The sequence below is a fragment of the Halorubrum californiense DSM 19288 genome (genome assembly GCF_000336875.1).
Taxonomy (GTDB): domain Archaea; phylum Halobacteriota; class Halobacteria; order Halobacteriales; family Haloferacaceae; genus Halorubrum; species Halorubrum californiense.
In genome coordinates, this window is sequence record NZ_AOJK01000027.1 from 1 (window position 1) to 18,543 (window position 18,543).

Below are 18,543 nucleotides of genomic sequence, written 5' to 3' on the forward strand. Positions count from 1 at the left end.
GAAAGGGCAGAGAGAAAGCGGGCGCGTCGGGGGCGCGTCGGTCGAGCGGTTCGGCGTCGATCGGCCGCGTCAGCGGGCCATCGTCCACAGCAGCGTGCCGACGAGGATGAGGGGGATACCGAGGAGGATGAATATCGGCGGCATCGTCGTGTACGGCGACATGAGGAATATGACGCCGAATACGGCCAAGATCGACGCGATCACTTTCTGGGACTTCAGCGGTGCGGCGCCCAGAAGCGAGACGACGAGCCCGAACAGTAGGACGTGCCCGAGGCTGTAGTCGAGCAGGAACGTGTCGATGACCAGCGGCGAGATCATTCTTGGCTGGAGGTGCGAGCGATTCGCGCATTAAAGTTCCGTTTCTCGTGGCCCGGGCGGCCCGCCGCGTGCCGATCTTATAAGCGTCGTCGGTGCGACCGGCGACCGTGCGACTCGTTCAGGTCATGATTCCGGCGGGCAAGCGGGCGGCGGTCGTCCGCGCGCTCGACGACGAGGGGGTCGACTACGTCGTCACCGACGAGACGAGCGGCCGGGAGTACACCGCGGTCGCGACGTTCCCGCTGCCGACCGCCGCCGTCGAGCCGGTCCTCGACCGACTGCGGGAGGCGGGGATCGACGAGAGCACCTACACCGTCATCGTCGCGGCCGAGACGGTCATCTCGCGCCGGTTCGAGGCGCTCGAAGAGCAGTACGAGGAGGACGCCGAGCGCGGCGGCGACCGGATCTCCCGGGAGGAGCTTCAGGCGAAGGCCGACGACCTCGCGTCCGGACTCGGGACGTACGTGCTGATGACCGTCATCTCGGCGGTGATCGCCACGGCGGGACTGCTGCTCGATTCGCCCGCGACCGTAGTCGGCTCGATGGTGATCGCGCCGCTCATCGGGCCGGCGATGTCGGCCGCGATCGGGACCGTCGTCGACGATGAGGCGCTGTTCCGGCGCGGCGTGCGGATGCAGGTACTGGGCGTCGTCGTCGCGGTCCTCGCGGCGACGCTGTTCGCGTTCGCGCTGCGCTCGCTCGCCTTGGTCCCGCCCGGGCTCGATCCGCTCGAACTCGGAGAGGTGTCGGAGCGGCTCGCGCCGAACGTCCTCGTCTTGGTCGTCGCGGTCGGCGCCGGGATCGCCGGCATCGTCTCGCTGATGACGGGCGTCTCCGCGACGCTCGTGGGCGTGATGATCGCGGTGGCGCTCATCCCGCCCGCGGCCGCGGTCGGCATCGGGATCGCCTTCCGGATCCCGCGGCTCGTGATCGGGGCGGGCGTCATCGTCGCGGTGAACGTCCTCTCGATCAACCTCTCGGCGCTCGTGATGCTGTGGTACGAGGGGTACCGCCCGCAGCGGTGGTTCCGCGAGGACGAGGCCCGCGCCGCGTTCCTCAAGCGCGTCGCGGTGCTGGCGGTCGCCATCGCGTTGCTGTCGGTGTTCCTCGGGGGCGTCACCTACGAGTCGTACGTCGCCTCGACCACCGAGACCGACATCCGGGCCGCCGCGACCGACGAGCTGACGGCGCTGGATTCGGAGTTCGAACTCCTCGAACTGACGGTCGAACGCACCGGAACCGTCCCGCCGCTCGAAACGGAGCGGGTGGTGGTCACCGTGGGCGTGCCACCCGGCAGCTCCGTCGAGGGGATCGCGCCCGCGCTCGACGACCGGATCGAGGCGGTCGTCGACCGGGAGGTGACCGTCGAGGCTCGCACGGTGACCGTCGAACGCGCCTCGATAACTCCGCCGTCTTCGCAGTCCGGCCGTCTCGCGCCCTCGTGACCGGAAGAGCAAGTGACTTTTATCGGGCCGCCGTGACCTCCGCCAGTGACGGATTCATCGCAACCCGACGACGATTCGATGCGGGAGGTCGTCGAGCGGTCCCGGAGCGGCGCGCCAGCGGTCGGCGAGGCCGTCCGGGACCGGTTCTCCTCGGACGAGGTGTTCCAGCGGATCATCGCGGCCGCGGACGAGGAGGTGACCTCCGGGAGCCGCGAGCTGTTCTTCAGCGGGCTCGCCGCCGGGCTGGCGATCACGATCACCTTCATGCTGTACGCGTCGCTGACGGCGGCGACCGACTCACACCCCATCCTGAGCGTCCTCCTCTACCCGCTCGGGTTCATCTACATCATCATCGGCGGCTACCAGCTGTACACCGAGAACACGCTGCCGCCGGTGGCGCTCACCCTCGAACGCCTCGCGAGCCTCCCGACCCTCCTCCGCCACTGGACCATCGTCCTCGTCGGCAACTTCGTCGGCGGCGGGATCGGCGCGCTCGTGCTGTCGTACGGCGGCGTCTTCACGGGTGACACCGTCGACGCGGCGCGGTACATCTCTCGGGGGGGCTTCGAGGTCCCGTTCGTGCCGCTGTTCTTCAAGGCCGCGATGGCGGGGCTCATCGTCGCGGGCGTCGTCTGGGTCGGGTTCGCCTCCACCGACTCCGTCAGCCGGATGCTCGTCGTCTACCTCGCGTTCCTCGCGATCCCGCTCGGCGACCTGTTCCACGTGGTCGTCTCCTTCACCGAGGTGCTGTACCTGTTCTTCCAGCACAGCATCCCGCTGTACGGCGCGGAGATCAGTCTCGTCTCCGGGCTCGTCGGGTTCGTCCTCCCGGTTCTGCTCGGGAACACCATCGGCGGGGTCGTCCTCGTCACGCTCGTCAACTACTTCCAGACCAGCGAGGAGCGGCTCGAAGAGGCGCGCTTCGAGGGCGTCAGCCGTCGCCTGACGGTCCCCGAGTGGGCCTTCGGCCGCGCGGCCGGGCGCTCGTACGTCCCCATCTTGGACGCCACCGAGGCGACGCTGTTCGCGGGCGAGGGGTACCGGATCATGGTCCCGATCACGAACCCCCGGACCGACGGCCCCATCGTCGAACTCGCGGCCCGACTGGCCAGCAACCACGAGGAGGGCGTCGTCCACATCGTCCACGTCGTTCAGGCGCCCGAGCGCATGTCGCTGTCCTCCGGCGACGCCGGGCAGCGCATCGCGAACGTCTCCGCCGAGGGGATGAGGAACCTCCGCTCGACCGCGGCGGCGTACGACGTCGACGTGTCGACCTCCACGGTCGTCTCGCACCGCTCGTTCGAGGAGGTGTTCAACATGGCCCGTCGGACCCGTCCGGACGCGGTGCTGATGGGCTGGGGGGACGACCAGCTGTGGAGCGCCGCCCGCGCCGAGCGCACCGTCGACGAGCTCACCAACCAGCTCCCCTGCGACTTCCTCATCCTCAACGAGCACGAGCTGGACACCTCGCGGATCCTCATCCCGACCTCCGGCGGTCCGGACTCGGACCTGAGCGCGGAGGTCGCGAAGGTGCTCGCCGAGACCGCGGACGCCGAGGTGACGCTGCTCCACGTGGTCGACGGGCCCGAGAACAGGGGAGAGGGGGAGCTGTTCCTCGCGAACTGGGCCGAGGAACACGGCCTCGGGGACGCCGAACTCGTGGTCGACGACGGCGGCGACGTGGAGGCGGGTATCTGCGACGCGGCCGGCGACAAGACCCTCGTAATCATTGGCGCCACGGAGAAGGGGCTGCTCTCTCGGCTCGTCTCGAACTCGCTACACCTCGACGTGATCCACGACGTCGACGCCTCGGTGCTGCTCACGGAGCGCCCCAGCAGCCGGTCGCTGCGCGAGCGGCTGTTCGGCTCCGGCCGCCGAGCCACGGACATGACGTCCGGCGTCGAGCGCGACCCGGAGGCGTCGGAGGGAACCGACGTGCGGGACGCCGATCGCCGCGAGTCCGACCGCGACGAGGGCGGGGAGTCGGACGCCGCGGACGACGCGGCCGACGCCGCTCTCGACGACGACCCGGAAGCCGACGACGAGGCGGCCGGTGAGGTCGACGACGCGGCCGACGACGAAGACGAGCAGCCGCACCTCGACGACACGTACGTCGTGGACCACGACGCGGCCGACGAGGAGGCCGCGGACGACGAGGACGGCGCCGACCGCGACGGCGCCCGATAGCGAAAACGATTCTTTGCGCTATCGGCGTTTTATAGCCGCCCGCGACCGATCGGTCGGGTATGAACAGGCGACTGACGGCACTCATCGGTATCGCGGCGCTCGTCGCGCTGGCCGGCTGTACGGGGTTCGCGGGGACCGCGACGCCGACCGACACCGGCGAGACGCAACTGGAGCGGAGCATCGAAGTGACGGCCGCGGGCGAGGCGACCTCCGCGCCGGACCGCGCGACGCTCAGCGTCGCGGTCACGGCGACCGGCGACGACGCGGGCGCTGTGCGCGACGAACTCGACGCCGGCGACGAGGAACTACGGGCGGCCCTGACGGAGTGGGGGCTCGGCGACGACGACATCCGGACCGAGGAGTACGACGTCCGCGAGAGCTACGAGACCCGCGACGACCCGAACCAGACGCGGTACGAGGGCGTCCACCGGTACGCGATCGAACTCGACGACGTCGACGCCGTCGGCGAGGTGATAGACGTCGCGGTCGACGCGGGCGCCGATCAGGTCCAGCAGATCCGATTCGGGCTGAGCGAGGAGCGCGAGCGCGAACTCCGTGCGGAGGCGCTCGACGTCGCCATGGCGAACGCCGACGCGGACGCCGACGTGCTCGCCAACGCCAGCGGGCTGGAGGTCGCGGGCGTCTACGACGTGTCGACCGCGGGGTCGGAGCCGCGGCGGTTCGCGACGGAGCAGTTCAACACCGCGGACGGCGGCGACGCGGGCGCGTCGACCAGCGTGGAGACCGGCGACGTGAGCGTGCGCGTCTCGGTGAACGTCGTGTACGAAGCGGTGCCGGCGTAACGCCGCGAAAAGACCTCTTTTCCGACCGCTGACGGCGAGTCCGCCGACCGACTACTCCCCGTCGCGGGTGGGGAGGTCCGGCTCGTAGCCGACCGCGTCGACGGCCATGTCGAGGACGTCCTCGACGTTCTCCTCATTCGTGACGCTCATCGTCGCGTCGACCGACTCCGCTTTCACCGCCTCGAAGCGGTCGTGTTTGTTCGCCACCGTGAGCAGGGGCACCTCCGCGCCGAACAGCTCGCGGACCTCTTCGCGGAGCTCCAGCTGGACCTCCAGCGGGTAGCCGCAGTCGCCCGAGGGGTCGATGACGAAGACGACGGCGTCCGCGAGGTGTTCGAGGGCGCTCACCGCCTGCCGCTCGATGTCGTTGCGCTCGTCTTCCGGCCGGTCGAGCAGTCCGGGGGTGTCGACGATCTGGTACCGGACGTGGTTCCGGTCGAAGTGGCCGATCTGGACGCCCTTCGTGGTGAACGGGTACTCCGCGATCTGATTGGACGCGCGGGTGACGCGGTTGACGAACGAGGACTTCCCGACGTTCGGGTAGCCGGCGACGACGATGGCCGGCTCGTCGGGATTGATCTCCGGCAGCACCTTCAGCTGATCCCGTGAGTCGCCGATGTAGCGCAGGTCGTCTTCGATCTGGTCCATGATGTCCGCCATGCGGGCGAACGCCTGCTTGCGGTGTTTCCGCGCGGTGTCGACGTCGGAGTTGCGGATCTTCCCCGTGTACTCGTCGCGGAGGTCCTCGATCTGGCGGCTGGCCCACATCACCTGCGAGAGCGCCTGCCGGAGGCGGTCGACGTCGACGATGGCGTCCGCGAGCTCGTAGTAGAACGGGTCGACGTCGAAGCCGAAGTCGGGCCACGAGGTGACGACGTTCTCCACGTTGTCCGAGAGCACGTTGCCGGCGGTCCGGAGCATCGACTCCTGCGCCTCGTGACCGCGCTTCGCGCGCCCGGCCCGCGCCGCCCGCGAGAACGCCTTGTCGACGAGCTCCTCGGAGCGGGGAGTCGTCGGGAGGCCCTCAAATATCATGTTACCCCGGCTTCGCCGCCGACGCGTATAAGAGCGTCCGTTCGCGGACCGGCGCGACACGGCGGCACACGGTCGAACGCGGGCGGCCTCGGGACCGGTGGCGCCCCCGCTTCGTCTGACGCCGCGGGCCCGTCGACCCGCTGTGAACGAGATGAACGATCGTTATCGTCCTCACGCATATTTCGAGCCATACTTATGCTTCAAGGGAATATAAGCGGTAATGGCACGCTCGTTCACCCCGACGGCGTACGAGGACCTCGACCCCGACCGCCGCCCGAGTCTGGCGGCGGCGCTGGTCCCGGTCCTCGCCGTCGTCGCGTTCCTCGGTATCGGCTCGGCCGTCCTCGGCCTCGACCCGCACCCGCCGCTCCTCTGGAGCATCGCCTTCGTCGGCGCGTTCGGGCTGTGGCTCGGCTACGACTGGGACGAACTGTTCGGCGGCATCGCCAACGGCCTCCTGATGGGCCTCCAGGCGATCCTCATCATCTTCACCATCTACGGGCTGATCGCGACGTGGGTCAGCGCCGGCACGATCCCCAGCATGATGTACTACGGGCTGGAGGTCCTCTCGCCGACGACGTTCCTCCCCGCGGCCGCGGTCCTCGCGGCGATCGTCGCGTTCGCCATCGGTTCCTCGTGGACCACCGTTGGGACGCTCGGCGTCGCCTTTGTCGGCATCGGCGCGGGACTCGGCGTCCCGGCACCGATGACGGTCGGGGCCGTCCTCTCGGGCGCGTACGCCGGCGACAAGCAGTCGCCGCTCTCCGACACCACGAACCTCGCGGCCGGCGTCACCAACACCGACCTGTACGCGCACATCCGCCGGATGCGGACCGGCACCGCGATCGCCTTCGGCCTCGCGGTCCTCGGCTTCGCGGCGCTCGGCCTCCGCACGAGCGGTGACATCCCGGTCGGCGAGATCGCGGCGATCCAGGGCGGTCTCACCGAGACGTACGCGATCACCGTCGTCGCCTTCGTCCCGCTCGTCGTCACATTCGGGCTAGCGCTGCGCGGCTACGCCGCGCTCCCGACGCTCGTCGCCGGCGTGTTCGCCGGCGCGTTCACGACGATCCTCCTCCAGGGGACCGGCTTCGTCGCCGCTTGGGAGACGTTCATGTACGGCACCGCGCCGGAGTCGGCCTCGGCGACGGTGAACGAACTGCTCGCGACCGGCGGACTCACCGGCTCCGCGTGGACGATCACGGTCGTCGTCGCCGCGCTGTCGCTCGGCGGCATCTTGGAGCGCACCGGCGTCCTCGCGGTGATCGCCCACGCGTTCACCTCGTCCGTGCGGAGTCCGGGCGCGCTCGTCGCCGGGACCGGCGTCTCCGCCATCTTCATCAACGCGCTCACGGCCCAACAGTACATGAGCATCGTCCTCCCGGGCGTCACGCTCCGGAACACCTACGACGAGTTCGGCATGGACACCGACCAACTCTCGCGCGCGGTCGAGGCCGCCGGGACGCCGACCGGCGCGCTGATGCCGTGGCACGCCGGGGCCGTCTTCATGGCGAGCGCCACGGATGTCCCGACCATCGAGTACGCGCCGTACTTCCTGTTCGCGTTCCTCTCGCCGTTCGTGCTGTTCGTCATGGCCGGGACCGGCCTCACGATCGACGTGAATCCGGCCTCGGCCGACGCCGACCCGACGGAGACCGCCGCCCCGACCTCCGGCAGCGACGACTGAGTCACGGGACCGTCCGGTCGACCCCGCGTTCGACACGTTTACGCGCCCGCCGCGCCGTCCGTCTCACATGAGTCTGGAGGTCGCCGTCGCCGCCCCGTTCAAGACCCGGGCCCAGGACCGGCTCGGCGAGGGGGAGTTCGTCGTCGCGCTGTCCCTGGAGCGGGAGTGGTTCTCCCCCGACCAGGCGAAGCGCCTCGTCGACGTGGCCGTGGGGCGGGGGCTGCTGGCGTCCGAGGACGGCGACTTGGTCCCGCAGTTCGACCCGGCCGAGGTGACCGTCCCGGAGGAGTTCACCCCGGACGAGTCGGTGCTCCGCGAGCAGTCCACCTTCGAGAGCGCGCTCGACGCCATCGTCGCCGCGGGCGTCGAGAAGCAGCGCGCTGTCGCCGCCATCAACGAGCGCCAGCGCGCGCTGGCGGTCACCATCGAGGCCGCTGCGGTCCTCTACGCTCGCGAGCAGGGCGCCGCGGTCGACCGCCTCGCGGCCGACGTGCGCGAGGAGCTCGGCGCGGCGACCGACGAGGAGACCGCGGACGCCGGGACCGATCCGACCGACGCCGACGACTCGGGGGCGGCGTGAGATGGTGACGGACCGCCTCACCGACGGCGTCAGGCTCGCTCAGCTGCTCGCCTCGGAGGTAACGGGCAACGAGAGCCGGCTCCGCGGGCTGACCGTCGTCGACGCCGACCGCGACGTCGAGCCCGTGGCCGACGGCGCGCTGGCGTACCGGATCGCCCGCGAGCGCGGCGGCTCGGACGGCGGAGACGAGCGCGCCGACCCGCTCGCGGAAGTGTACGTCCAGCCGGACCGCGTCCGGATCGAGGCGACTGCCGCCCCGGACGCGGTCGCGACGGCGGCGAGGGGGGCCGACCTCCGCGTCCGCCCGAAGGCGGTGCGACCGCCCCGGACGCTCGTGTTCGTCGAGGACGCCGCGCAGGTGAAGCGCGCGCTGGCGGTCCTCGAAGCGCTCCGGCGCGAGTCGACGACCGACTGACGCGCCGCGTCGCTCCGCGACGCTCCTGCTGGCTGTCCCAGAAAAAGTCCGCCTCTGTTCTCCGCGACTACTCGGGCTGCCCGCCGTCGCCGACCGCGACGCTCGGTCCGGGCGAGCCGTCCGGGTCGACCCCCCCGCTGGAGACATCGAAGTCGCGCACGAGCGCGCCGAGCCGCTCCGCCTGCTCCGCGAGCGAGCTGGCCTCCGTCGTCGCCTCGTTCATCGCGGTCAGCTGCTCGTCCGCGGCCTCGGCGACCGCGTCCGCCTCGTCGGCGGTCGACTGGCTGATGTCCGCGACCTCCTCGGCCATCGAGACGGTCTCCTCCGTGCTTGCCGCCTGGTCGTCGGTCGCCCGGCTGATCTCGCGGATCCCCTCGCCCGCCTCCGCGGCGTTGTCCGACACCCGCGCGAACGCGTCCGCGGCGTCGTCGACCGCGTCGGCTCCCTCGGCGATGTTCTCCTCGGCGCTCCGGACCGCCTCGACGGTCCCCTCCGTCTGCGACTGCGTGGCGCCGATCAGCTCCTCGATCTCCGTGGCCGCGTCCTGGGTCTCCTCGGCGAGCTGTTTCACCTCGTCGGCGACGACCGCGAAGCCGTCGCTCCCGCCGCCGCTCCCGCCGGCCCGGGCCGCCTCGATGTTGGCGTTGAGGGCGAGCAGGTTCGTCTGCTCAGCGATGTCGCCGATGAGGTCGACGATTTCGCCGATGTCCTCCATCCGCTCGTCGAGCTGTTTGACGGTCCCGGCGGCGGCGTCGAGCGCCTCGCGGGACTCCTCGACGCGCTCGATCGCGGCCTCCGCGGTCTCCTCGCCGTCGTCCGCGATGTCGGCGGTCTGCTCGGCGACCTCGACGACGGTCTGCGTCGAGGAGGCGACCTCCTCGATCGTCGCCGAGAGGTCGTTCATCTCGTCGGACACCTGCCTGAGCATCTCGCGCTGCTCATCTGCGCCGTCGGCGATCTCCGTGACCGACTGGTTCACGACCTCGCTCCGGTCGGCCGCGGTCTCGACGCCGTTGACCGTGTTTTCGCTCGCGGCCGACACCTCCTGTGCGAACGACCGGACCTCGCCCATCGCGTCGTCGATGTCGTCCATCATGCCGTTGAACGCCGTGCCGATCTTCGCCATCGCCTCGCTCTCGCTCTCGGCGTCGAGGCGGACGGTCAGGTCGCCGGCGGCGGCCCGGTTCATCGCCGCGCTGTAGGCGTCGGCCTTCGTCTCGAGGTGGCTGTTCAGCCGCTCGACCTCCTCGCGCCGCTCCTCGACCTCCGCCTTCGCCGCCTCGACGTCCTGTATCTCCGACTGCTTCCGCTCGGCCAGTTCGAGCTGCTCGCGCGCCGCCTCGCGCGACTTCTCGATCGAGTACCAGTTGACCATCAGCGCGCCGGCCAGCGCGAGGACGAAGACCGCGTGAATGCCGCCCCAGATGATCGGGTTCTCTATCGCCGCGGTGTGGTTGTAAACGAGACTCGAGTCGATGAGGCTGAACGCGCCGTGGCCGACCGCCACGTACACGACGCCGACGGCGAACGGGAGCCAGTCCTCGTACAGCGCGAGCACCCCGATGAACACGAAGAAGCTGAAGTGCGCCTCGATGTACCCGCCCGACAGCTTCACCATCGCCATCGAGACGGTCATGAGGCTGAACGCCGTGAGCACCGTCCGCTGGCGGCGGCCGAGCCGCGACCAGTTCGCCAGCGCGGCGGTCGCGAGGATGACGGCGACGAACCCGCCGAGCATCCAGAGCGGCGTCGCCGGAACCTGTGCGCCCGTGATCGACTCCGTCCCGCTGTAGAGCCCGAGGCCGATCAACAGCGGAAGCTGGACCACGGTGGCGATCAGGATGTTCCGGTGGCGCGGCTCCCACATCTCCTCCGGCATCGAGGTCCCGTCCGGGATGTAGCGGATCACGTCCCGCACGCTCTCCGCCAGCCCGCCCGATCCCCCCGAATCTATTCCGGTCGCGGTCTCTGCCATACTCGTGGGTCGTCGTATGTCTTAAAAACACATCGCCTCCAGCTATTATCGCTGATATCGTCGTTTAGGTGCTCATACGGGTGATGATAACTCGTTCGCCGTCCCCTCGCTCGCCGCGTGGCAATCAGCCGATTTTGCTGCTTCTTCGATGAAAGTCGAACCAGTTCGTCTCCCCGCCTCCCGAACCGCGAGCACTCGACCGACGGCACCGCCGAGCGCGCGGCCGACGACTTTTATATCCGTCCGGTCCGCCGTACGGTCGTGACGCTCGATCCGATCCACGTCGAGAACATCGCCCAGCTCGCGTACGGCATCGGCGGCGACGTGGACGCGACGGACCACGACGACCTCGCCGAACGCGTGTGGCGCGAGTGGCTCCCCGAACTCCGCCGCGACGGCCGGGTCGTGATCGAGGCGCTCGGCGACCACGAGCGCCGCCGGGCCGCTATCGACGACGTGGCGCTCGCCGAGCGCCCGTTCGAGACGGTCCACGGCCTCGACTCGGGAACGATCAACCCCACGACGTTCAAGAACGGCCTCGTCGTTGACGTCGCGCACGCGGCGATGGCGAGTTCGCCGACCGACTTGGACCTCCACCGCGACCGGACCATCGTCGCCACCGTCCACGCCGGCGACTCGACCGCCGGCTTCGACAGCGAGTGGACCCGCCGCGACGAGGGCCACACCAAACAGCGCGTGCTCCACGTGCCGCGGGTGAACCGCTACGCGGAGCGGGTCGTCCACGCGCTCGCCCTGTACCTCGCCGAGGGGACCCACGCGCTCGACCACGCCGACGAGGTCGGCGAACTGCTCGTCCTCGACGGGCCCATCTACCCGAAGGAGCTGTTCACGTGGGCGGACCGCGACCCCGAACTCGGCGCGCTCGCCCGCGAGGCGAAGCCCCGCGCGGTGATCGATAAGTACGTCCGCCTCGTCGAGCGGTTCGTCGAGCGCGACGTACCGCTGGCCGGCTTCGTCAAGAACCCCGCGAGCGGCACCGCGGTCCGCGCCCTCTCGCGCGCCGGCGTCGAGTCGCCGTGGCCCGACGACACGGCGCTGTTCACCCGGCTGCTGGAGCGACGCGAGCCCGACGGGGCAGGCGGAACCGGCGGAGTGGCCGACGGCGACGGAGCCGGCCCCGACGCCGAGCGCGGCGCCCGCCTCGACGACGACCTCACGTTCACCACGTGGTTCCGCAGCCGCGGCGGCGCCGACGCGGCGATGGCCGCCGACGGCGACGCGCTCGGCGTCGAGCGCGAGCTCGACCCGGAGCTGTACGAGCCCACGTTCATGGTCGTCTACGACCCGCGCACCGACGTGACGTACAAGCTGGAGGCTCCGTACGCGTTCACCCGCGACGCGGCGACCCGCGAGCGGCTCACCCGACAGGTCGTCGCCGAGGTGGCGGCGACCTGCGGCCCGCCGGAGCCGGTCTCGAAGGCGGACGAACTGGCGCGGATCTCCGCCACGGAGAAGGCGGCGCTCCGCCGGAAGTTCGAGGAGCGCCTCGGCAGCGACCAGCAGGCGACGTACGACGACCTGCGGTGGGGGAAGGAGACGTATTGACGCGCGGCTGGTTGGTTATACGTCGTTGTATCCGGATCGGTGGCGACCACTTCCAAAGCCCCAGCCGCGAGGGCGTCGCACGCTCGCTGTCGTTCGAAAGGCGCTTAGTACCTAGCGTAACTTTTGAAGATAGTCACCGAGGTGATCATCGATCCAAGAGGCTGCGAAACTAATCTGAGCTGTAAGCTTCTNCGCTGAGGTGACGGACGATCTCTTTACGGCGATCCCCAGACATAGCTACACATCAAACTCTACCTTCATAACTTCTACTAGGCACTACGCGCCTTTCGTGATGACGAGACGCCTCCGGCGTCTCGAACCACGCTCCTCACTCGGTCGCTCACTCCGCTCGCTCCTTCGCTGCGGTGCTTGCTTCGCCTGCGACGCCCTCGCGGCTGCCCCTTTGAGCCCCGCCCCGAACCGCACAGCAGCGCAGCCTCACGCCTCCCCAGCCTCGTCGGACCGGCGCGGCTGCGCCGGTCCGACTCCCTCGCGCGTGCGACTCGCGGCCGCCGGAGGCGGCCGCTCGTCGGCACGCGCCACCGCAGAGGCTCTGCGGAAGAGATTACGTTTCAAAACGGTCGCGTCAGTACTCAGAGCGCCTGCGAAAGCAGCACCGCGTAGGTGATCGCGTTGTAGATACCGTGGACCAGTCCCGGTACCACCACGTTGTCCGTCCACTCGTAGAGCGCGCCGAGGACCGACCCGAGGACGACGACGACGCCGACGTACGCCCACTGTTCGACCATCGTTCCGGAGACCGAGGGGAGGTGAATCAGCCCGAACGCGAGGCTCGCGATGAGCACCGCGGGGACGGCGTCGAACGCGCGCCGGACGCCGCCCTGGACGACGCCGCGGAACAGCAGCTCCTCGGCCGGACCGACCACCAAGAGCGACACCGCGATCATCGCGAGGTAGTAGGCCACGGGGTCGCCGGCGGGGACGACCGCCTGGTTCTGTCCGGTCGAGAGCCCGACCTGATCGAGCGCGATCAGCGCGCCGTACTGGAACGCGAAGAGGCCGATCCCGCCGCCGACGATGATCGCCGCCTCCCGGAGGTCGGGACGGGCGACGCGGGCGATTTCCCACTCGCCGGTGATAGCGAGGTAGCCGACGGCCGCGAGCGCGAACCCGGCGAACTGGAGCAGCGTCCGGAGCAGCTGGTAGCCGGTCGTCCCCTCAGAGACCAGCCCGAGGGAGGCGGCGAGGTCCGCCCCCGGAACGGCGATCGCGCTCGCGACGAGGAACGCGAGCACGATCGCGAACAGCGCGCTCGCGACGCGGAACACCCGGTCGCCGACCGCGGTCGCGAGGGGGTCGTCGCTCATCGTCGACCGTAGCGGTCCCGAGGATTTAGGCGCACCGGAAGGAGATCGCGACGGTCGGCTTCCCGACCCACGAGCCCGCCGGAGACCCACGGTTTCACTCGATCCGCAGTTCGCGCTTCTCCGCGACCGCCTCGGCCTCCGCGAAGTCGCCGCCGCCGAGCAGCCCGCGGGCCGCCTTCTTCCCCCACTCGACTGCGGGCTGCGTGAACGTCGAGACGCTCGCGAGCTCGCCGTACAGCACGCAGGCGGCCTCCATCCCGAACAGGAGTTCGCCGAGCGCCCGCTCGTCGACGCGGTCGATCTCGACGCGCACGTTGGGGACGCCGGCGGCCGCGAGGCTCGCCTCGGTCGCCTCGAACTCGGCGTCGAGCAGCCCGCCGAGCGACGAGCCGCCGAGGTACGCGAGCCCGTCCAGATCGGTCTCGGGGATCGGGACGTCGGCGCGCTCGGTCGGGCGCACGAGCGTCACCAGCTTGTCCGGCGGGCCGGCGCGGTACAGCTGGAGCTGGGAGTGTTGATCTGTCGCGCCGAGCGCACGCGCCGGCGTCTGCCCGAGTCCGTCCTTCCCGAGGCTCTCGGCCCACAGCTGGGCGAACCACTCCGCGAACGTCTCCAGCGACTCGGCGTACGGCATCACGGCGTTGGTGAGCGCCCCGCGCTCCGCGAGCGCGTACGTCGCCGCGCCGTAAGCGTAGGCGGGCGACTCGTACAGCGATCCGGCGAGCGCGTCCACCCCGTCGCGACCGCCCGCGAGGACGGCCTCGATGTCGTGGCCCTGAAGCGCGGCGACCGCGAGCCCCACCGTCGAGAGCGCCGAGAACCGCCCGGGGACACCGTCGGGGACCCGGAGCGACGGGAGGTCGTGGCGGTCGGCCAACTGGCGGAGGTTCCCTTCCTCCCCCGTGGTGACGAGCGTGCGCTCGGTCCAGTCGACGCCCGCGTCGGCCATCGCCTCGCGGACGACGAGGAAGTTCGCGAGCGTCTCCGCGGTCGTCCCCGACTTCGACACCACGTTGACGACGGTGTCGCCGAGCGGGAGGTCGGCGAGCAGGCGCCGCGTGTCGTCGGGGTCGACGTTGTCGAGGACGTACGCGTCCACGTCGCTCGACAGGGCGTTCGACAGCGTCGCCGCGCCGAGCGCGCTGCCGCCGATCCCGACGGTCAGCACCGCCTCGGGGCGGTCGAACCCGTCGACCGCGGCGTAGATCGCGTCCGCGTCCGCGGTCGCGGGGAGGTTCAGGGCGGCGTAGCCGAACTCGTCGTCGGCCATCCCGCCGGCGATCCGCTCGTGTGCCGCCGCGACGCGGTCGTCGAGTCTGTCCAGCGTTGCCGTCGTGAGCCCGGGGGTCGTCTCCAGGGCGTTGCCGAGGTCCACGCGCATACCTCTCTCACCGCGCGAGAGCGACTTAAAAACCGCCGGCCGATCCGAGGGCCGTCAGTCGACCCGGGGCCGCGGCCGGCCTCAGTCGGCTGCGGCGACCGGCCTCAGTCGGCCGCTGCGATCGGGTTCTCGTCGTCCAGCGCGGGACGACCGATCAGCCCGTCGATGGAGAGGGGGCCGGCGCCGAGCGCGAAGACGGCCGACGCGAGGCCGAACAGCGCCACGTGAGCCAAGACCGGATCGTCGGGGAGCCCGAACAGCGTCGTCGTGAACAGGACGAACGAGAGCGCGGCCGCGCCGCGGGTGAAGAAGCCGGCGATGAGCGCGAGGCCCACGGCGACCTCGGTCACGCCGGCGCCGACGACCCACAGCCCCGGGTCGACCGGGACCACGGACGTGAGGTCGTACTTCTCGACGACCTGTAACGCGCTGGCCGGGTCGGCCAGCTTCTGGATCAGCCCGAGGTAGACGAACGAGACGCCCATGCCGACCCGCAGTACCGCGGGGACGTAGCGCCGCAGCGGGGCGGCCGTCTCGTCGAGGAACGACTTCAGGTACTGGACGGGATCGACCCGGCCGTAGTACGACCCCGGCGTGCTGGCGACCGCCAACAGCATGTCGTCGGCGCTCGGTCGACCGCCGCCGAGGACCGCCAGCGCGAGGAACACGGGGACGTACTCGACCGCGAGGACGACGAGCGGGTCGACGGCGACGAGCACCCACGCGTACGCCAGCAGGCCGGCCGCGGCGGTGATCCGCGTCGCGAGCCCGAAGAGGAGGAAGAATCCCAGTCCGATGAAGAACACCCGGAGGAGCGGGTTCGTCCCGGGGTCGAACGAGAGCGTCGGCGCGAACAGGTACCCCTGGAAGCCGGCGCCGACGAGCGGGAGGCCGACGGCGAGCCGCAGCATCCACGGGACGAGGTCGGCGTAGCCGGCGAGCTTCTCGCGGAGGACGACGATGTCGACGACTGTCGGACGTATCCAGAGATACGCGGCGATTCCGGCGACCGCGAGGAGCCCGGAGCCAGCGAACAGCGCCGCGTTGAACGGATCGGAGAGCACCTCCGCGGTGAACGCGACCGCGTCGAGCGGGTCGCCCGAGTCCTCGGTGACGTAGTCGACGTGGGCCGCGACCGGTCGCGCGACGAGCGTCGCGAGCAGTGCGAGCGCGGCGACGGCGGCTGTTCGGGTGCGGACGGACATACCCCCGTCTACGCGCCGGAGACGGGTAACGGTATTTCTTCACGAACGTTCGACTGCGACCCTGTGCGGGCCGTTTCGCGAACTCGACGCAGGCCGCCTGCCGCTACGGCGCCCGCGCGACGACGCCGAACGTCTCCGTCCGAGTGGTGGCCGAGACGACCTCGAATCCCGCGGCCTCCAGCGCCGCGACCGCGTCGGCGGCGGCGAATCGCTCGCCGACCGGCGGTCCCTGTTCGCCCTCGCCGTCGCCGGCCCAGTCGAACGTCACGACGACGCCGCCCGACCGCACGACGCGCGCTATCTCCGCGACCGCCGCGTCGCTCGCGAACTCGTGGTACGTCATCGTGGAGACGGCGGCGTCGAGTTCGCCGTCCGCGAACGGGAGGTCGGCCACGTCGCTCGCGACGAGTTCGACGTTCGACGGCGTCCCCTTCTCGCGGTACCGGTCGTGCATCTCGGGCTGGACGTCGACACCGTAGACGGTCTCAGCGCGCCGCGCCACGTCGTCGGTGTAGAAGCCGGTGCCGCTACCGAGGTCGGCGACGACCGCGGCGTCGGCCTCGACCAGCGGGCCGACCAGCTCTTCCGCGGACACCCAGCGATAGCGCCCGGGGCGCTCCAGCCGCTCCGCCTGATCGGCGTCGAACGTGTGGAATCCCATGGCCGGTCTTGTGCGTCGAGTGCTAAAACGCGTCCGGTCGCGGGTCGTGTCTCCCGCCCCGCGCCTCACCACTCCTCGTCCAGCGCGTCGAGGAGCCGGTCGATTTCCGCCTCCGTCGAGACCGCGTGGACCGACGCGCGGATCCCGTTCGGATGCGGCAGCGACCGGACGACGACGCCGTCGTCGGCCAGTCGCTCGACGGTCGCCTCCGGGTCGTCGACGTCGATCGTCACGAGCCCGGACTCGTACGCTCGCGGACTGCGGAGTCGGTCGTCCGGAACGCCCGCCTTCAGGCGGTCGGTGAGCGACTCGATCCGCGACTCGATCGCGTCGAGGCCGACGGCGTCGATCGCGTCGAGCGCCTCGACGAGGCCGACGTGGGCCGCGGCGGTGGTCGTCCCGACCTCGAAGCGCCCCGCCCCCGGCTTGAACTCGATCTCGTCGCCGGTCGGGTCCGCGACGCTCCGGTAGCCGATCGCGCGGGGTCGGAGGTCGGTCACGGCGTCGCGGTCGACGTAGAGGAAGCCGGCGCCCCACGGGCCGAGCGTCCACTTGTGGCCGGCGGCCGCGACCGCGTCGGCGCCCCACTCGTGGACGTCCATCTCGACCTGCCCGGGCGACTGGACCGCGTCGACGAGGGTGAACGCGCCCGCGTCGTTCGCGACCTCGACGAGGTCGGCGACGGGGAGACGGGTACCGTGGGTCCACGTGATCGCGCTGAAGCAGACGAGCCGCGCGTCCGCGACCGCCTCGGCGTACTCGTCCCGGTCGACGCGGCCGCCCTCGGTCTCTATGACGCGCACCTCGACGCCCTCGCGTTCGAGGCGCTTCCACGGGAGGACGCCGGCCGGGTGTTCGAGGTCGGTCCGGACGACGACGTCGCCCGGCTCCCAGTCGATCGCGCCGGCGACGCGGTCGATCCCGTCGCTCGTGCTCTCCGTGAGCGCGATCTCCTCCGGGTCGGCGCCGGCGAACGCCGCGATCCGCTCGCGCACCCGCTCGTACGTCTCGAAGGCGTGTTCGTACGGGTCGGTCGTCGCGGAGCCGAACTCGTGCTCCTCGACGAACGATCCGGCCGCCTCGACGACGTACTTCGGGCTCGGCCCGTGCGCGCCGAAGTTGAAGTACGCCGCGCCGCCGAGGGCCGGGACGTCCGCGCGAAGCTCTCTCGGGGTTATACCGTCGTCGTCGAGTTGGATCGTTCTCATGGTGTCGGTTTCGGCGACTCGAGCCGCGGTTTGTAGAGTACCACCGCGTCCCGGATAGTTCGCTGTGAGACGTCTTCGGGGAGTTTCAGGCGGTGTACTCGCCGGTCGCGTCGGACAACGCCTGCTCGCTCTGTGCGCCCACCATGCGCTCGACCAGTTCGCCGTCCGCGAACACGAGCAGCGTCGGGATACCCTGAACGCCGTACTCGCCGGCCAACGCTTGGTGGACGTCGACGTCGACCTTCAGCACTGCCGCGTCGGTGTCCTCCGCGACCGCCTCGACGGCGGGCTCCATCATCTGACACGGGCCGCACCAGTCGGCGTAGAAGTCGACGAGGACGACCCCGTCGGCGACGTGTTCGTCGAACGCGTCGGCGTCGGTCAACTGGATCGGCTCTCCGGGTGTGGTTTCTGTCGAACTCATGTGCGGACGTACGCGCCTCACGGCAATAACGGTTTTGGATAGAATTTACAATACTATGAGAATTCAGACGTGCGCCGTCGGTCCGCTTTCGCCGCGGTTTCGGCCGATGCGGTCGCTGTCCGTGTGCCGAGTCTGCTGTGAATGGATAACCGAAACCCCGAACGGACCGTGCCGGGGTGGAGAGAAACCGCAAATAGACGGTCGACGGCGACGCGGCGAGGTCGCGCGCGCTTCGATTACCTGAATTGAGGCGCTAAGGCCCCTTCCTCAAGGAGCGACCGAAGGGAGCGAGTAGGGAGGGGATACAGCGCCGCACAGTTCGCAA

The 18,543-nt window shown here is 70.3% G+C and carries 16 protein-coding genes; 7 read left to right on the forward strand and 9 right to left on the reverse strand.

The genetic code is table 11. From position 1 onward, the window contains the following. Positions 1 to 69: 69 nt before the first annotated feature. Positions 70 to 318 carry a hypothetical protein gene (locus tag C463_RS06050; protein ID WP_008442014.1) on the reverse strand — a complete coding sequence of 83 codons (249 nt, stop codon included), beginning with the start codon at positions 316 to 318 and terminating at the stop codon, positions 70 to 72. A 125-nt stretch (positions 319 to 443) separates the two neighbouring features. Between C463_RS06050 and C463_RS06055 the strand changes: the two genes are divergently transcribed. Genes C463_RS06055 through C463_RS06065 form a run of 3 tightly spaced genes read left to right on the forward strand, consistent with a single transcriptional unit; the run spans position 444 to position 4,753 of the window. Beyond that, entirely contained in the window at positions 444 to 1,763 is a 1,320-nt protein-coding gene (locus C463_RS06055) for a TIGR00341 family protein (protein WP_049905620.1), read from the forward strand. A gap of 45 nt (positions 1,764 to 1,808) precedes the next feature. Continuing rightward, the gene (locus C463_RS06060) at positions 1,809 to 3,950 is read left to right on the forward strand and encodes a formate/nitrite transporter family protein (protein ID WP_049905614.1); all 2,142 of its coding nucleotides are present in this window, start codon (positions 1,809 to 1,811) and stop codon (positions 3,948 to 3,950) included. A 59-nt stretch (positions 3,951 to 4,009) separates the two neighbouring features. Then, positions 4,010 to 4,753, forward strand: a complete 744-nt coding sequence (locus C463_RS06065; protein ID WP_008442026.1) for an SIMPL domain-containing protein — start codon at positions 4,010 to 4,012, stop codon at positions 4,751 to 4,753. Positions 4,754 to 4,804: 51 nt separating this feature from the next. Here C463_RS06065 and C463_RS06070 read toward each other — a convergent pair whose 3' ends face one another. Continuing rightward, on the reverse strand, positions 4,805 to 5,788 hold the full coding sequence (locus C463_RS06070) for an NOG1 family protein (protein WP_008442033.1): 984 nt from the start codon (positions 5,786 to 5,788) through the stop codon (positions 4,805 to 4,807). Positions 5,789 to 6,008: 220 nt separating this feature from the next. Between C463_RS06070 and arcD the strand changes: the two genes are divergently transcribed. From arcD to C463_RS06085, 3 genes are all read left to right on the forward strand, one after another. After that, entirely contained in the window at positions 6,009 to 7,475 is a 1,467-nt protein-coding gene (gene arcD / locus C463_RS06075; RefSeq protein WP_008442035.1) for an arginine/ornithine antiporter ArcD, read from the forward strand. A gap of 67 nt (positions 7,476 to 7,542) precedes the next feature. Further along, a complete protein-coding gene (locus C463_RS06080) occupies positions 7,543 to 8,055 on the forward strand; it encodes a DUF2240 family protein (protein ID WP_008442037.1) in 513 nt (170 codons plus the stop codon). Between the two features lies 1 nt (position 8,056). After that, positions 8,057 to 8,470, forward strand: coding sequence for a hypothetical protein (locus C463_RS06085; protein ID WP_008442039.1), 414 nt, complete (start codon positions 8,057 to 8,059; stop codon positions 8,468 to 8,470). A 67-nt stretch (positions 8,471 to 8,537) separates the two neighbouring features. Here the strand turns inward: C463_RS06085 and C463_RS06090 are convergent, their stop codons facing one another. Next, entirely contained in the window at positions 8,538 to 10,445 is a 1,908-nt protein-coding gene (locus tag C463_RS06090) for a methyl-accepting chemotaxis protein (RefSeq protein ID WP_008442041.1), read from the reverse strand. A 261-nt stretch (positions 10,446 to 10,706) separates the two neighbouring features. Between C463_RS06090 and C463_RS06095 the strand changes: the two genes are divergently transcribed. Then, positions 10,707 to 12,011: a DNA double-strand break repair nuclease NurA gene (locus C463_RS06095; RefSeq protein ID WP_008442042.1), complete on the forward strand. Its 1,305-nt coding sequence runs from the start codon at positions 10,707 to 10,709 to the stop codon at positions 12,009 to 12,011. Positions 12,012 to 12,604: 593 nt separating this feature from the next. Here the strand turns inward: C463_RS06095 and C463_RS06100 are convergent. The 6 genes from C463_RS06100 to trxA all read right to left on the reverse strand — a co-directional run bounded on the left by C463_RS06100 (position 12,605) and on the right by trxA (position 18,218). Then, positions 12,605 to 13,339, reverse strand: a complete 735-nt coding sequence (locus tag C463_RS06100; protein WP_008442043.1) for a CPBP family intramembrane glutamic endopeptidase — start codon at positions 13,337 to 13,339, stop codon at positions 12,605 to 12,607. Between the two features lie 94 nt (positions 13,340 to 13,433). Next, a complete protein-coding gene (locus C463_RS06105; RefSeq protein ID WP_008442044.1) occupies positions 13,434 to 14,720 on the reverse strand; it encodes a hypothetical protein in 1,287 nt (428 codons plus the stop codon). A gap of 104 nt (positions 14,721 to 14,824) precedes the next feature. Continuing rightward, positions 14,825 to 15,925, reverse strand: coding sequence for a DoxX family protein (locus C463_RS06110; RefSeq protein WP_008442045.1), 1,101 nt, complete (start codon positions 15,923 to 15,925; stop codon positions 14,825 to 14,827). Positions 15,926 to 16,028: 103 nt separating this feature from the next. Beyond that, the gene (locus C463_RS06115; RefSeq protein WP_008442047.1) at positions 16,029 to 16,586 is read right to left on the reverse strand and encodes a class I SAM-dependent methyltransferase; all 558 of its coding nucleotides are present in this window, start codon (positions 16,584 to 16,586) and stop codon (positions 16,029 to 16,031) included. Positions 16,587 to 16,651: 65 nt separating this feature from the next. Next, a complete protein-coding gene (locus C463_RS06120) occupies positions 16,652 to 17,794 on the reverse strand; it encodes an aminotransferase class V-fold PLP-dependent enzyme (protein ID WP_008442048.1) in 1,143 nt (380 codons plus the stop codon). A gap of 85 nt (positions 17,795 to 17,879) precedes the next feature. Then, complete coding sequence (gene trxA, locus C463_RS06125) at positions 17,880 to 18,218, reverse strand: thioredoxin (protein WP_008442049.1); 339 nt, start codon at positions 18,216 to 18,218, stop codon at positions 17,880 to 17,882. Positions 18,219 to 18,543 lie beyond the last annotated feature (325 nt).

Coding starts and splice junctions, on each gene's coding strand:
- C463_RS06050 (WP_008442014.1), bottom strand. CDS start 318: ATGATCTCGCCGCTGGTCATCGACACGTTCCTGCTCGACTACAGCCTC.
- C463_RS06055 (WP_049905620.1), top strand. CDS start 444: ATGATTCCGGCGGGCAAGCGGGCGGCGGTCGTCCGCGCGCTCGACGAC.
- C463_RS06065 (WP_008442026.1), top strand. CDS start 4,010: ATGAACAGGCGACTGACGGCACTCATCGGTATCGCGGCGCTCGTCGCG.
- C463_RS06070 (WP_008442033.1), bottom strand. CDS start 5,788: ATGATATTTGAGGGCCTCCCGACGACTCCCCGCTCCGAGGAGCTCGTC.
- arcD (WP_008442035.1), top strand. CDS start 6,009: ATGGCACGCTCGTTCACCCCGACGGCGTACGAGGACCTCGACCCCGAC.
- C463_RS06080 (WP_008442037.1), top strand. CDS start 7,543: ATGAGTCTGGAGGTCGCCGTCGCCGCCCCGTTCAAGACCCGGGCCCAG.
- C463_RS06085 (WP_008442039.1), top strand. CDS start 8,057: ATGGTGACGGACCGCCTCACCGACGGCGTCAGGCTCGCTCAGCTGCTC.
- C463_RS06090 (WP_008442041.1), bottom strand. CDS start 10,445: ATGGCAGAGACCGCGACCGGAATAGATTCGGGGGGATCGGGCGGGCTG.
- C463_RS06100 (WP_008442043.1), bottom strand. CDS start 13,339: ATGAGCGACGACCCCCTCGCGACCGCGGTCGGCGACCGGGTGTTCCGC.
- C463_RS06105 (WP_008442044.1), bottom strand. CDS start 14,720: ATGCGCGTGGACCTCGGCAACGCCCTGGAGACGACCCCCGGGCTCACG.
- C463_RS06110 (WP_008442045.1), bottom strand. CDS start 15,925: ATGTCCGTCCGCACCCGAACAGCCGCCGTCGCCGCGCTCGCACTGCTC.
- C463_RS06115 (WP_008442047.1), bottom strand. CDS start 16,586: ATGGGATTCCACACGTTCGACGCCGATCAGGCGGAGCGGCTGGAGCGC.
- C463_RS06120 (WP_008442048.1), bottom strand. CDS start 17,794: ATGAGAACGATCCAACTCGACGACGACGGTATAACCCCGAGAGAGCTT.
- trxA (WP_008442049.1), bottom strand. CDS start 18,218: ATGAGTTCGACAGAAACCACACCCGGAGAGCCGATCCAGTTGACCGAC.